This is a genomic window from Rickettsia sibirica 246 (assembly GCF_000166935.1).
GTDB classification, from domain to species: domain Bacteria; phylum Pseudomonadota; class Alphaproteobacteria; order Rickettsiales; family Rickettsiaceae; genus Rickettsia; species Rickettsia rickettsii.
Window position 1 is genome coordinate 1,123,000 of sequence record NZ_AABW01000001.1, and the last position, 14,514, is coordinate 1,137,513.

The window sequence follows — 14,514 nt, forward strand, 5'->3', positions numbered from 1 at the left end:
GCAACAAAAAGCCTAAATTTTCTGGCAATGACGCATTTATAAGCTAAAAAGGAGGTTTTTATGTCAAAAAATAAAAATATAACAGATAAACCTAGTATACCTATCCCATGGCTTAAGTCTTTTGATCTTACGACAACAATAAATAATATTATATCAAAACAACTATTTATATCCACAAGTTCCGAGGCACAAGAAGAATTAGAGCTTAGCGATAATGATAAAAGACCTAACCCTAGTTGTTGTGAGTTATTGTAGAATCCATATTCATTTTTTAAAACTGTACAAAATAGAAAATTAATTTATATTTTGTATATGGTTGATATGGTCGTTGGGTGGTTGCAATTTTTCTATTGTCGCCCCGTGGTTTGACCACGGGGTCCAGTAAAAATGACCACACAAAATGTTGTTTATATAGATCCCGCGATCAAGTCGTGGGATGATAACCTAATTGCCGATCAAGTCACGGTATGACACAGTACAAAACTATATAACAAAAAACTATTTATGTTAAAGATAAAACAGGAAATATATAAAAATAGCTTACAAATAATATTAAAATTGCTGTTTGCTTTGCTATGTTTTTTTATAATATTATTTCCGTTAGTGAGTTATAAAATAAATATTCAAAGCAGAATCTTTCCGGCGGTGGAAATTATATTTATTTATTATTTTATGTCGTTATATTCCTTAAATATTTTTAGCATATTTTTTCTCAGTCTATTTATAGATCAAATAAGTGGTATGCCTATCGGTACAAATTCGCTAGTGTTTTTATCGGCATATACGATTTATAAATTATCTTCAAAATATTTTGTAGCTAAAAACTATTTAATAAATTTCATTATTTTTTGCGTTTATTGTTTATTTATATTGAATTTTAAATATTTACTAATAAAAATCAAGAAGCTAGAAGCAGACGGATATTTAATAATTTTCTTTCAATTTTTAACAACTATATTTTCTTATAATATAATTCGTCTTATACTTGACTCTCCTATGAATTACTTTAAAAAGTATGCTAAATAAGAAAATACTACATGGTGAGTTAATTTCACGAAGAGCCTTTATAATCGGATTAGGTAAACTCGGATTTTTATCGTTGCTTGGAATAAGAATGTTTTATTTACAGCTTATTAAAAGCGAAGAATATAAGACTTTATCGGATAAGAATCGTATTAATTTTGTTGTACTTCCACCGACTAGAGGAAGAATTTACGATTTAGACGGCAATATTTTAGCTACTAATAAACCATGTTATCAGCTAGTAATAGATAGAAGCATTAATAATAATTATAGGGATGAATTAGAAATAATTAGTAATATTCTAAATTTATCTCCGGAAAAATATAATTATATTAAGCAAAAAATTAAAAAATCTAGTCGCCACACTCCTTTAATAATATTTGATCAGCTTGATTGGCAGCAAGTATCAATGATTGAAGAACAAAAGCATAAACTCGCTTCAATATTTATTGATATAGGTTATTTAAGGTTTTATCCTTTTTCAAGCGTTACTTCTCATTTAATCGGTTATCTTGGTCAAGTAAATGAGCACGAGAAACAGGAATTAAATATACATAGTTTAAGCGATTTTAATATCGGTAAATCCGGTATTGAAAAATATTACGATAACAAACTAAGAGGAGCATTTGGTTATAAAAAAGTTGAAGTAAACGCTTACGGTAAGCAGGTAAGAGAAATAGCAGGAACCCCTACTAAATCGGGTGAAGATATGCATTTAAATATCGATGTGTCTCTTCAGCAAAATATCCAGCAATATTTAAATCCTAAAGGTTCTTCGGCAATAGTTATGGATACTAAAACCGGAAATGTACTAATTTGTGCTTCCACTCCGGGTTTTGAATCAAATCATTTCAGTAAATTATCGGAAAATTATTGGCAAAGTTTAACGAGTGATCCTTATAAGCCTTTAATTAATAAGGTAATACAAAATTCTTATCCTCCAGGCTCGGTTTTTAAAATAATTACCGTACTTGCAGCCCTTGAAGTAGGCATTAATCCTAATAAAACCGTTTTTTGCGACGGTAGCTCTGCTCTTGGTACTAATAGCTTTAGATGTTGGAATCATAGCGGGCACGGAACGTTAGATATGATGTCTGCTTTAAAGCATTCTTGTAATATTTATATGTATGAATTAGCAAGAATAGTAGGTCCGGATAAAATTCTTGAAGTTGCAAGAGAATTTGGCCTCGGTTCAAAAACCGGTATTGATTTAGCTCCTGAAAGTAGCGGGTTTGTACCGTCAAAAGAGTGGAAAAAGAAAAAATTAAAGCTTCCTTGGTCAATAGGAGATAGTTTTAATTTAGCAATCGGACAGGGGTTTCTAGGGGTAACGCCGATGCAGCTTGCAAGGTTTATTACAGCTATTGCAAGTAACGGTAAACTGTATACGCCTAGAATATTAAAAAATGATCCGGAATTTTATAATGTCAATATTAAGCCCGAAAATATCACAATAATCCAAGAAAGTTTGTATAATACCGTTAATGTTGCGGGAGGTACGGCGTATTATAATAGAATTTTAGGCAAAAATAGGCAGCTCGCTGGTAAAACCGGTACTTCGCAGGTGCAAGGCAAACTAAATGCTAAAGATGATTTAAGCCGTAAATCTATTGCTTGGGAGAGGCGTAATCATGCCTTGTTCTTAGGCTTCGCTCCTTATCACGATCCTAGTTATTCCGTTACCGTCTTTATTGATCATGGCGGAGGCGGTAGTAAAGCCGCCGCCCCTGTAGCTCGTAAAATTATGTCGGACGTGTTGGATAAGTATTTATAGCTTTTTTCAGTTTGTAGTTTGTGCTATTATGTGTCGTAATGTGTTATTAATTAAAGATAGGTCACAAGATGGCAAGACTGAATTTAACTATTCCGGACGAACTAAATAATAGTTTAGCATAGTCAGCAAAAAACTTAGACAGATCAAAAGGGTATATATAGTACGTAAAGCAATGGAATATTATCTACAGGAAATACAAGAAGATTCAGAAGATGCAAAATTGCTTTGCAAAGAATTAATGCTCCTGATTTTAAAACTTACACTACTGACGAAGTGAGGGAATGGTTAAAAAAGAAAAATGTTTAAAGTTATATGAGAAAATAAGGCATGTGCAGAATTAGCTGAATTGTGTGGTATCCAGAAAACAACTTAAAATACTAATATTATTAGTATTTTTAATTAGACCCCGTGATCAAGGAACTAGGTGACAATGGCAAAACTGATCCACACGGATAATGCTAGCTTTATATAATTATATCTTAACTCATATCAAAAAATACTTTATTTTAGTTAGTAGTTTGTGTTATTAATAACTAGGCTTTGCATGCGGAAAATTAAATTAATCTATTTTTTGTTGTAAATCATAAGATTTTTTTGAAATAGGAATAACTATTATTGCAAAAATCTTATTAATTTTCTTTTACAAAACCTAGGAATTATTATAGAGGTATATATATGTCTAAGAAAAAGCAGGACGATCAAATAATAAAAGAATTAGAAGAAAGACTAGCAAAACTTAAAGGCACTCCTCCATCACTTGAAGAATTAGAAGAAAGGTTTGCAAAGCTCCAAGATAGACCTTATATCCCCACAAAAAAATCCGGTAATGAAGTAGACGATCTAATTGAGCAGCTGCAATCTGAGCTTAAACTAGAACAAAAAAGTAAAAGTCTTAATGATCAAAAAGACCAAGCAATACGTGATAGGCTAGATAAATTAAGAGAAGACAGTCCTATAACGCAAAAAAAGACACCTATAGATCTTTCTTTTAATGATACTAAATCAATAATTACCGATACTATAGATGCTCAGGCAGATATAGCTAGTTCATATGCTAATCGCTCTACCGAGTTAGAGGAGAAAAAAGCATTACTCCATTTAGCTCATAATCTAACTGAAGCGAGAGATATTATAAGGGATATACCCCCTATATCTAAAGAATATGCGCCTAAACTATTAGATGTTATTGCTAGTTGGTTAGGTAAAATTTATGAAGGAATAAAGAAAATAGCTTCGCCTGCAGTTAATATTATAAAAGAAATAGGTAGTAGTCTTGTTCATTCGATTAAATCACTTCCTCACCAATCTTCCAAGCAACAAATAAAATTAAAGAAGTTATATAGAACATATGTTGATTTGAAAGGAATAAAGCCAAAGATAAAAGAAGAGTTTCTTAAAAAACATTATGAGCGAATTGATCAGCTACAAACTCCTAAGGAAATATTTGTAGAAACTGCCAAAATTACTCAATCTATAAGGATAGCCGGAAAACAAAAGATAAATACTCTGAAACAACAACAAATTATTAATAGAATGAAGCAGCAAAGTCCTACTGCTTTTATAAATAATAATTCATTTACACCGTCTAATACTCCTACTAATAAAGCAAAGTCTTCCAAGAGCAACCAAAGGTAAATGCTATGTTTTTCCTGTGAAAGCAGGCATCTAGAAAAATAACCCTTAATATTGGACAAAATTATACCTTTAACAAAATAAGCATATAAAAAATTTTTTATATGTTTTACTGGATTCCCGCTTTCGCGGGAATGACATAAAGAGCATTTACTGATCCACGCAACAATGCCACGCGGGGATGACATACTGAATGTTCGTATAAGGACCAAGGTATTTAAAGATTATTCTACTCCTTTCATTCCGCTTGTCTTAGCTTTATCAAACGAAGTATCTTTAATTGCTGCTTCGGTAAAATCGGCATTTGTTAGGTCGGAGTTATTAAAGCCCGCCTGATCAATTTTAGCTGATTTAAATATACTATCTGTTAATATTGAGTTTGAAAAATCTGTTTTAGTAAGTATTGCTGCAGAAAAATTAGCCTCTTTTAAAATGGAATTTTTTATTACCGTATTTGTTAGGTTAGCATTTTTAAAGATACTATTTGAAAAATCTACTCTATCAAATATTAAGTTGCTCAAGTCAAAATTTGTTAAATTCATATTTGCTAAGTGAGTTATTTTTTGCAAATCTTTTACCGAATTTATTACTATATTATTTGGTAGAATTTTGCTCGAATTATCACTATTTAAAATAATATTATTAGAAACATTAGTATTAATAAAACCGGAATACGCTTGGTAGTTAATATTATTTATTTGCGAATTAGAAAGGACGGAGTTAATAACCGCAGTATTTGTTAGAGTGGAATTTATTAGAGCTACTTGGTTTAAATTGCCTAAAGTAATTTTAACATCTGAAAAATTTACGTTTTGTATTAAAGATTTAGAAAAATTTATATTATTAAATTGTCCGTTAGTTATATTTGAGTTTATTATTTCACTGCTGTTTAAGTCAGTATTAATCACTATAAATTGTTTAAAATCATTATTGCTAAAAATATTATTAGTATAGCTAATATTATCTAAAGTAATATTTGAGCCTTTAGTTTTATTAATCCTTACAAAATTAGCATTACTATTTTTTATTGATAAAGTATTAAATTTATTATCGTTTAGACTCATATTATTTAATATCGCATTATTGATTTTAAAATGCTTTAAAACTGAACTACTAATTGTACTATTTTGTAAATCACATTTAGTAAGGCTAATATTTTGTAATGTTGAATCTTGAAAGGAAGCATATGAAAAGCAAGAGTTATTACTTTGTACGTTATTAAAATTTACTTCATTAAAAATACTGTGTGTGAAGTTAGAATCCTTAATTATTACTGCTGTTAATGTAGTTTGACTTAGGTTGCTAGATTCAAAATAATTATTAGTAAAATTGGTATTATTTATTATACTTTTTTCTAAATTCGTACCGTAAAATATTGAATTTGTTATATTAGTATTTTTAAAGCTATTATTCTGTAGGTTAGCTTTTTGAAAATTAACACCGTCTATAGTATTATTGCTCCATAATACATGACTAAATTCAGAATTTTCAAAGTTGACATTTATTATAGTAGTTTTATTAAAAGCAGTATCGCTAAAATTTGATTGAACAAAATTTGTATTTTGTAATGTTATATTGTGAAAAATTGAACCTTGAAAGTCAGAATTATATCCGGAAATATTTTTTATTACCGAATCTGCAAATTTACTTTCTTGAATTATAGCATTTGTAAGTATTGCTTTGTCTAAATTGCTACCTGCAAAATCAGCACGTAATATTTCGCAGGAAGTCAAATCTATTCCTGATAAATCTTCATTTATTAGCTGTACTCCTATTAATTTTACTCCTTTTAAATTTGAACCGAACTTCTCTTTAAGGTTCACTTTAAGGTTTTTAGAATTTTGCGATATGATATAATTCCGAATTACCGTGCTTTGGCTATCCGTAAGTAATCCGTTCGCATCACGAGTAGATTCGGAGCAGCTGCTTAATAACAAATAAATCGTAATTATTGATATGACTTTAAGCATTTACTTCCTCATATTCTTCGTCATTTATTCTATTTGTAGGAGGTATATGTAAGCTTAATAATTTTAATTTACGATGCAAAGCCGATCTTTCCATACCGACAAATGAGGATGTTTTTGAAATATTATTATTAAAACGACTCATTTGTGCCGATAGATATTGACGCTCAAAAACTTCTCTAGCTTCTCTAAGCGGCATAGATAACATATCAAAGCTATCTTCAAATTTTGTAAGATTAGCACTATTTGCTAATATTTCAGAAGGTATCATATAAGGTTTTATAATGTCATTATTACCTGTAGTTAACGGATTCATAATTAAAGTCCATTCAACAACGTTACGTAATTGTCTAATATTGCCCGGCCATTCATAGGATTGAAGAGCAGCGATAGTTTCATCGGCAAAGCTACGTTCTTTTAAACCTGAAAATTTTGAAAGTTGCTTAACAAAATACTTAACGAGTAGCGGTATATCTTCTTTTCTTTCATATAATGAAGGTACTTTTAGAGAGGATACATTAAGGCGATAATATAGATCTTCTAGGAATTTGCCGTTATTAACTTCATCTTGGATATTTTTGGAAGTACCGGTGATAATTTTTATATCAATTTTAATATTTTTTCCGCAAGGTTTTGTAATAGTTTGATCTTTAAGGAATTTTAATAATTTTACTTGGATAGGAATAGGAATATTACTGACCTCATCTATATATAAAGTACCGTTATTGGCAAATTCTAAGATAGTAGGGCGTTTATTATTTGCCTGCTTTTCCGATTCGCCGAATAATTCTTGATTGATTTTTTCCGTAGTCATACAGGTAGGGCTGAAAATAATGAACGGATTATTAACCCTTTTAGATTGTTTATGAATTAATCTTGCTGCAAGTTCTTTACCGCTACCGACTTTACCGTGAATCATTATACGACTGCTAGAGGTAGCTGCCTTTGCTATTGCCATTTTATATTTTAAAGTTACCGAACATTCGCCTACTAATTCAGTTTTATCTATAACCTTTGATTTTAAATCTATATTTTCGCGTTTTAACTTTGTTACTTCACAAGCTCTTGTAAGTAAAATAACTAATTTATCATTATTAAACGGTTTTTCTATATAATCGTAAGCACCCATTTTTATAGCATTTACTGCTGTTTCTATAGTACCGTGACCGCTAATAATTATTACCGGCATTAAAGGATAGCGTTTTTTTATTATCTCTAAAATCCCAAGTCCGTCAATTTCGCTTCCTTGAAGCCAAATATCAAGTATAACTGCAGAGACCGGTTTTTCGGAAAGTATTTTAAGGGCTTGAGTACTATTAGCGGCAACCTTAGGGTTAAAACCTTCATCTTTCAAATTGGCAGCAATGAGATTTCGTATACTCTCTTCATCGTCTACTATTAAAACATCTAGTTGTGACATTACAATTTACCTTAAAAATATTAAATCAATTAATCGTACGCAAGAACCTAAATATATACGTTAATGCCGAATGTAAAAGAAAGCAATATTTTTTTATAACATTTTTGTCACAATAGCTATTTATAATGTAAAGGTTGGCTAAGATGACATAATATTAAAATTATTTAAGGAATTTTAATTAATTTTATTTGCAGTTTGTAGTGTTATAAATGATTATATATAATGAGAGGGGTAGGATATCCAAGTCGTCATTGCGAGCGACCGTAGGAAGCGTGGCAATCTCATGAAATAATCACAAGCTTCTGAGATTGCTTCGTCAATTATTTCGTAATTTCCTCGCAATGACGATGACGATTGTGTATCCAACAGTAAAACCGATTTTAAAAATTATGCTTAACATCTTTTTAATTATTATTTCATTATTTATTTGCTTAATAACCTACCTATTTATCAGCAAAACGGATATTTTTACAAATTTATTGATTTTAAATAGCTTCACGACTTTAGCGAGTGTATTGATTTGTTGTTTAGGTTTATACTCAGGCAATAGTTCATATTTGGATATAGCAATTATTTATTTTCTTCTAAGCTTTATAGCAACAAACGGATATTTAAAATATTTCATAAATGAATCGAATGAAAACAAAACAGATTGATAGACATCTTGCCAAATTCGCTTATAGAGAGGAATTTGTAGGAGACACGAAACGCAGCACCGCAGCGTACACAAGCGTACGTGAGGATGCGAGTATCGGATCGACGCACAAATTACTTCTAGAAGTAGAAGAGTTTGGGAAGATGTCTAATACGGTAATTTTAGGATGCGGTCTTAGCGGCATGTTAACGGCGCTTTCTTTTGCACAAAAGGGTATAAAAACTACTATATTTGAGAGTAAATCGGTAAAAAGCCCAGAGTTTTTTAAAGATATAAGAACTACTGCTTTAACGCCGCATTCTAAAAATTTCTTATTCTCTATTGATATATGGGAAGAGCTTGAGAAGTTTGTAGCAGAAATGCAAGACATATATGTAGTAGATAATCAGGCTTCAGAGATATTAGACTTACGAAATGACGCTGACGCTGTACTTGGATATGTGGTTAAGAATAGCGACTTTAAAAAAATGCTATTGTCAAAAATAACTAATAATCCGTTGATAACATTAATTGATAATAATCAATATCAAGAGGTTATAAGCCATAATGACTACTCGATTATAAAATTTGATGATAACCAAATTAAGTGTAATTTATTAATTATATGTGACGGAGCAAATTCAAAAGTGAGGTCTCATTACTTTGCTAATGAAATTGAGAAACCTTATCAAACTGCTCTTACATTTAATATTAAGCATGAAAAGCCGCATGAAAATTGTGCTATGGAGCATTTCCTGCCGCTTGGTCCTTTTGCTTTGCTGCCTTTAAAAGATCAATATGCTTCATCCGTAATATGGTCAACTTCTTCTGATCAGGCTGCTTTAATTGTTAATTTGCCTGTAGAAGAAGTTAGGTTTTTAACTCAAAGAAATGCCGGTAATTCCCTAGGTAAAATTACTATTGATAGTGAGATTAGTAGCTTTCCACTAAAAGCCCGTATAGCAAATAGATATTTTCATAACCGTATAGTGCTTATTGCCGACACTGCCCACACAGTACATCCGCTAGCCGGACAAGGGCTTAATCAGGGCATAAAGGATATAGAGATTTTGAGTATGATAGTTAGTAATAATGGCACATTACAAGAATATCAAAAGTTAAGGCAAGAGGATAATTTTATTATGTATAAGCTGACTGATGAGTTAAATAATATTTTTTCAAATTATTCCAAAAATTTAAGATGTTTAAGACAAATAGGATTTAAGGTGATCAATAATTTTAAACCTGTAAAAAACTTGATTACTAGCTATGCGATGGGGAAGAGGTGAGTGTTGTATCATTTCTAGCTAGTTCTGATGTCATTCCCGCGAAAGTGGGAATCCAGTAATCAAGAATCGATAAAAGCATTGTTTGTTTATACTTTTTAAAAGATGGATTCCCGCTTTCACGGGAATGACATAGAATGTGAAATAACATAGAACATAATTTTATGAGATATGCATGAGTAAAGAAAATTTAAGCAGTAAATCATCTATTAATACTCCTGAAGAAGGAATAAAAAATGCAGCAGAAGATAATAAGCTTAAATCTTCAATAAATACCCCTAAAAGAGTAGAGCTTTTAGAAGCAGTACAAACAAAAGCTTCTGAGCCTTCACAGGAGAACGGTAATCGTAAAATAAGCCAGCAGGAAAAAGAACGCTGCAAGAGGATACGGCACTTTACGGTGCTAGAGTTGCTCGTGCCGGAATCGCTGCAAGTGGAGTAGCAATCGAAGTGGCACAGGAGGGCAGTAAAGTTATCGCTAGTCCTACTCATATTAGTAGAAGGAGTAATTAACGTTGGAGAAAAAGTAGCCAAAGCTTATGATCCGGTTGATACACTTCAGCAAGGTGCAAAAATTAAAGAGAAAGGTCCCCCAAGTCCCGGTTTAGCCGATAAGGCATTAAATAAAATCATGACACTACCCGGTGGTGAAACTGCAGCAAATGTTCTAGAGAAAACATATAAAACATTAGGTAGTAAAGCAGTAAGACGTGCGGTTAGAATTGGCGGCGTTGCAGTATCGTTAGTCCTGAATCCCACTCCCGTCGGGGTTGGGCTTGCTGCACTTTCTTTATCAACCGTTGCTTACAATGTTGGAAAAGAAACTTTAGAAGTAAAAGAAGATAAGTGTTTAGATAGAAAGAAAAAACTTTAGAAAATATTAAAGCTAATTATGTGAAGCAATCAGAGTGAGTAGTTACTACTCGAATAGATAAAGCAAAAGATAGCCCTGAACTTAAAAATGTCTTGGATACTCAATTAGCTAAAATTTACCAAGAAAAAGTTGAATCTGAAAAATTAAATATAACTAGAACTAAAGAGATTTTAAAAGCAAGATACTACCTTAGAGACGGTATCTTTAGTAGCACAAGTAAGCTCTGTAGGCGGTATTATAGGCGGTTTGGTAGCAGGTGCTATTGGAGGAGGAGCGGAGCTAATGTAATAGGTGAAGGAGATGCTAATTTAGTGCGTATGGAGCGAAAAAAAGATAAAATAAATCAAATAAATAGTTTAAAACATCAATAGGAAATTATGAAGATAAGAAAGAGTTGATTGAAAAAGAAAGGCAAGCAAAAATAGATACTAAAGCATTAGAAGAATTTTTAACTATACCCCCTAAAATTGATCAATTAAGTGAAGGGCAGCTAAGAGAGCATTTTAATGTAACTAGAGCAAAGGTTGCAGCGAGACCTGAATTTGCTCTTCCTGCTGAAAAAACTAATTGTGAAAAAGTTAAATCGGCAGTAAAAGTAGGAGTCGGTTATTTTGTTGAATCACAATTTGGTGATTTAAAAGAAATGTACGGTAAAAAAGAAGAAATATTTCAATCTTTTATAACTCCAAATAGTTAGTAATAAAGTAAAACCTGAGCAAAATAAAGCTCATGAGCAAGCCAACATATGCAAGAGAATTTGTCACGTGGCAAGGGGGTTCGTTATGGTGCTAGCGCACCATCATCACAATCAACACCAAATGCTTCTAAACACCATGAATCTTCAAGAGGATTGTAATTGTTAATAAAGACTTATAATTATCTTATAGATTATATCTTGCCGCAGAGATGTTTAAGCGGTGCGGAAATACTAGGGGGAGCGGTGAATTTTGTAGCGATTGTTGGAAGAAGCTAGAGTTTATAGCAAGACCCTATTGTAGTATATGTGGACAAAGATTTAGTATAAAAATCTTAGATAACTGCATTTGTGGAAATTGTTATAGCAACAAACCTAATTATGAGTTTGCTCGCAGCTTATTTAAGTGTAATGAGCATAGCAAAAAAATAGTTCATCAGTTTAAATATCAAGATAAGACGATATTTGCTAAGCTTTTATATAATAGATATAGCAGCGAGGATATAAAAGATATTGATTTAATCATACCTGTACCTACGAATGTATAATCCTGCTCATATTTTAGCTATGGAAATTGCAAAAGTTACCGATAAAATGTTAAAAGCTGAGATTTTAACTAAAGCAAAATGGACTAAGTCTCAGACTTTTCTCCCACGAAAACAACACAAAAATAATATAAAGGGTAGTATCAAATTTAACACAAAGTATAATATTGTAAGTAAAAAAATCTTATTAGTCGATGATGTCGTTACCACTGCTGTTACTATAAATGAATGTGCTAAAATTTTACGACAAGCCGGGGGTGGCGTCGGTAAAAGTCTTAAGTGTTGCTATGACATAACGTTATTGCAAGGGGATATGGTTGTGTGTATCGAAAAACACACTCGATGTTATCCCTTGGCTTGACCACGGGATCCAAAAAATAATAAAAATTTTTAGTATTTTTAACTGGACCACATGGTCAAGGCACGGGGTAACACAGAAGGTAACTTATGCAAAATGAAATAAAAAAAGTTTGTGTTATTGGTGTGGGAGTAATGGGTTCAGGAATTGGCAGCGTTAATTGCTAATTCCTCTTATAAAATAGTGCTGCTTGATATTATCGCTAAAGATTCCGATGATCCTAATAAAATAGTTAACACCGCTAAAGAAAATTTGCATAAACAAAAACCTCCACCTCCCCCTTTATCTTTTCCTGATAGAGCAAATTTCATTACCATCGGTAATTTAGAATATGATTTAGATTTAATTAAAGAATGTGATTTAGTGATTGAAGTTATTGTTGAGAAGTTAGAAATCAAACACCAATTATATAATAAAATTATTCCTTATTTTAAAGAAGATGCAATTATTGCTTCTAATACCTCTACATTACCGCTTGAAAGACTCAAAGAGAATTTACCAGATAATATTAAATCTAGGTTCGTTATTACGCATTTCTTCAATCCGCCAAGATAATATAGAACTGCTTGAGTTAATTATAGACCCTATGATAAAGGCTGAAGTAATAGAAAGAGTATCAGAGTTCTTAACGAAAACGCTTGGTAAAATTATAGTAAAATGTAATGATACGCCTGGTTTTATTGCTAATAGAGTAGGGTATTTTTTACTTGAATTAGTAGCCCGTAAAGCGATAAGTCAGAATCTTGATGTTGCTACTATAGATAAAATATTTACTACATTTTTGGGGTTGCCGAGTACCGGAATTTTCGGTTTATATGATCTAATCGGGTATGACGTAATGAAGTTAATTTCAAGTGCATTACTTGCCTCTCTTCCTGCAAATGATGCTTATCATAAAATAATATGTAAAGACCCCTGTTCTTGATAAGATGATAGAGAAGCAGTTAATGGGACGTAAAGGTGACGGTGGATTTGATCGTTTATCGGTATCAAATGGCAAAAAGATTAAAGAAGTTATCAAGATAAACGACTTATCATATAGTCCTGTTCAAAAAGTAGATATTTTAATCTTGATGCGCTTCTTGTAAGTGATTCGGTTTACGGTAAATTTTTTACTGAAATTATCACGGAATTTTATGTTTATTTAGCAGGTCTAGTTCCGTCGGTTACGGATAATATTTATGATATCGATGCTGCTATGAAGCTTGGTTACAGCTGGAAATATGGTCCATTTGAATTATTTGACTATAGCGGCTAAAAACGGTTGGAATTCGGTAATTAAAAATGCCGATTTAATTCATATCCCACTTCCGCAATATTTAGCCAATAAGGAATATCGAAAAATCGATAAACAAAAATTTAATTCTCACAAAGATATTTTACAAGAAAGTCAGATAGTATTAGAGAATAGCTCGGCAAAATTAATACTTTATCAAGATGTTTTGATTTTTGTTATTACTATAAAAATGAATTGTTTAAATCATGAGGTGTTTTATTTACTACAAGAAGCAGCAAGTAAAGCCGAAAATGACGGTAAAAATCTTTATATTTATCCGCAAGGAAATAATTTTTCTGCCGGTGCTGATTTAAAACTTCTTCTGTCTTATATTGAAGATAAGAATTTTCACGATCTAGAGAATTTACTAAAGCTGGGACAGCAAACCATGCTCCACTTTATTCCTCTGTACATGTTATTAGTTTGTGGTCTTGGTGTGGCACTTGGAGGTGGATATGAGCTGTTATTGCACTCAAGCTTTATTATAGGAACTCAAGAACTTAACGCAGTGCTTGTAGAACGTGGTGTTGGTTTAATACCCGGGTGGGGCGGTGTTACCGAAATGTTTGCTTGAAGTAATGGTAATAAAACTAAACTAATTAGAAATATCAGCAATATTATAGAGCAGAATAAAACAAGTTCAGCCGGATTACTTTAAAGCAGATTATGATGTAGAGAATATGCACGTAAATATGAACAAGCATTATATTTTAGAGGAAGCTTTAAAATTAAACCTACCTAAAAAGATAGTACCGATTCCGCATAAAATTACTTTGCCTAAAATAAATTTAGCAACAGCAATAGATACATCAAAATATAACGATCTACAAAATAAGGTGCTTAGCAAATTTCAAGATATTATTGATACACATAATGAAACAAATGAAGAAGAGCTACTTGCCTATGAGCAGGAAATATTTTTAGAACTTGTAAAAGATCCAAAAAATATAGAGAAGCTGAAAGTAATTGTGGGATAAACTCCTACTATGTCATTCCTGCGAAAGCAGGAATCCAGAAAAAGTAGTCTTAAT

14 protein-coding genes and 1 pseudogene are annotated in these 14,514 nt (G+C 31.7%); 13 read left to right on the forward strand and 2 right to left on the reverse strand.

What is annotated here, in order from left to right; genetic code table 11:
• Positions 1-60 precede the first annotated feature (60 nt).
• The 4 genes from RSIB_RS00575 (at position 61) to RSIB_RS00565 (ending at position 4,432) form a co-directional block, all read left to right on the forward strand.
• The gene (locus tag RSIB_RS00575; RefSeq protein ID WP_004998106.1) at positions 61-255 is read left to right on the forward strand and encodes a hypothetical protein; all 195 of its coding nucleotides are present in this window, start codon (positions 61-63) and stop codon (positions 253-255) included.
• A gap of 249 nt (positions 256-504) precedes the next feature.
• On the forward strand, positions 505-1,026 hold the full coding sequence (locus RSIB_RS06595) for a hypothetical protein (protein WP_032850892.1): 522 nt from the start codon (positions 505-507) through the stop codon (positions 1,024-1,026).
• The gene (gene mrdA / locus RSIB_RS00570; protein ID WP_004998107.1) at positions 1,016-2,797 is read left to right on the forward strand and encodes a penicillin-binding protein 2; all 1,782 of its coding nucleotides are present in this window, start codon (positions 1,016-1,018) and stop codon (positions 2,795-2,797) included. The genes RSIB_RS06595 and mrdA overlap by 11 nt, the downstream gene beginning before the upstream one ends.
• Positions 2,798-3,472: 675 nt before the next feature.
• Positions 3,473-4,432, forward strand: coding sequence for a hypothetical protein (locus RSIB_RS00565; protein ID WP_004998108.1), 960 nt, complete (start codon positions 3,473-3,475; stop codon positions 4,430-4,432).
• Between the two features lie 221 nt (positions 4,433-4,653).
• On the opposite strand, the gene RSIB_RS00560 is transcribed toward RSIB_RS00565, so the two are convergent.
• Positions 4,654-6,399 (reverse strand): pentapeptide repeat-containing protein, encoded by a 1,746-nt coding sequence (locus RSIB_RS00560; RefSeq protein WP_004998110.1) that lies wholly within the window; start codon positions 6,397-6,399, stop codon positions 4,654-4,656.
• Positions 6,392-7,816 (reverse strand): sigma-54-dependent transcriptional regulator, encoded by a 1,425-nt coding sequence (locus tag RSIB_RS00555; RefSeq protein WP_004998112.1) that lies wholly within the window; start codon positions 7,814-7,816, stop codon positions 6,392-6,394. The genes RSIB_RS00560 and RSIB_RS00555 overlap by 8 nt, the downstream gene beginning before the upstream one ends.
• A 389-nt stretch (positions 7,817-8,205) precedes the next feature.
• On the opposite strand from RSIB_RS00555, the gene RSIB_RS06600 reads away from it, so the two are divergent.
• From RSIB_RS06600 to RSIB_RS10545, 9 genes and pseudogenes are all read left to right on the forward strand, one after another.
• On the forward strand, positions 8,206-8,472 hold the full coding sequence (locus RSIB_RS06600; RefSeq protein WP_012719844.1) for a monovalent cation/H+ antiporter complex subunit F: 267 nt from the start codon (positions 8,206-8,208) through the stop codon (positions 8,470-8,472).
• Positions 8,453-9,739, forward strand: coding sequence for a 2-octaprenyl-6-methoxyphenyl hydroxylase (gene ubiH, locus RSIB_RS00550; protein ID WP_016728236.1), 1,287 nt, complete (start codon positions 8,453-8,455; stop codon positions 9,737-9,739). Before RSIB_RS06600 ends, ubiH begins: the two co-directional genes overlap by 20 nt.
• Positions 9,740-9,911: 172 nt before the next feature.
• Positions 9,912-10,178, forward strand: coding sequence for a hypothetical protein (locus tag RSIB_RS00545; protein WP_004998119.1), 267 nt, complete (start codon positions 9,912-9,914; stop codon positions 10,176-10,178).
• A gap of 189 nt (positions 10,179-10,367) precedes the next feature.
• Positions 10,368-10,610 (forward strand): hypothetical protein, encoded by a 243-nt coding sequence (locus tag RSIB_RS09470; RefSeq protein ID WP_016728237.1) that lies wholly within the window; start codon positions 10,368-10,370, stop codon positions 10,608-10,610.
• A gap of 92 nt (positions 10,611-10,702) precedes the next feature.
• Positions 10,703-10,981, forward strand: coding sequence for a hypothetical protein (locus RSIB_RS00540; RefSeq protein WP_004998121.1), 279 nt, complete (start codon positions 10,703-10,705; stop codon positions 10,979-10,981).
• 23 nt (positions 10,982-11,004) lie between these two features.
• Positions 11,005-11,307, forward strand: a complete 303-nt coding sequence (locus RSIB_RS00535) for a hypothetical protein (RefSeq protein WP_004998124.1) — start codon at positions 11,005-11,007, stop codon at positions 11,305-11,307.
• Between the two features lie 209 nt (positions 11,308-11,516).
• Positions 11,517-11,852 carry a ComF family protein gene (locus tag RSIB_RS09995; protein WP_004998125.1) on the forward strand — a complete coding sequence of 112 codons (336 nt, stop codon included), beginning with the start codon at positions 11,517-11,519 and terminating at the stop codon, positions 11,850-11,852.
• Positions 11,845-12,210 carry a ComF family protein gene (locus RSIB_RS00525; RefSeq protein WP_004998128.1) on the forward strand — a complete coding sequence of 122 codons (366 nt, stop codon included), beginning with the start codon at positions 11,845-11,847 and terminating at the stop codon, positions 12,208-12,210. The genes RSIB_RS09995 and RSIB_RS00525 overlap by 8 nt, the downstream gene beginning before the upstream one ends.
• 86 nt (positions 12,211-12,296) lie before the next feature.
• Positions 12,297-14,460: pseudogene (locus RSIB_RS10545) on the forward strand (3-hydroxyacyl-CoA dehydrogenase/enoyl-CoA hydratase family protein).
• Positions 14,461-14,514 lie beyond the last annotated feature (54 nt).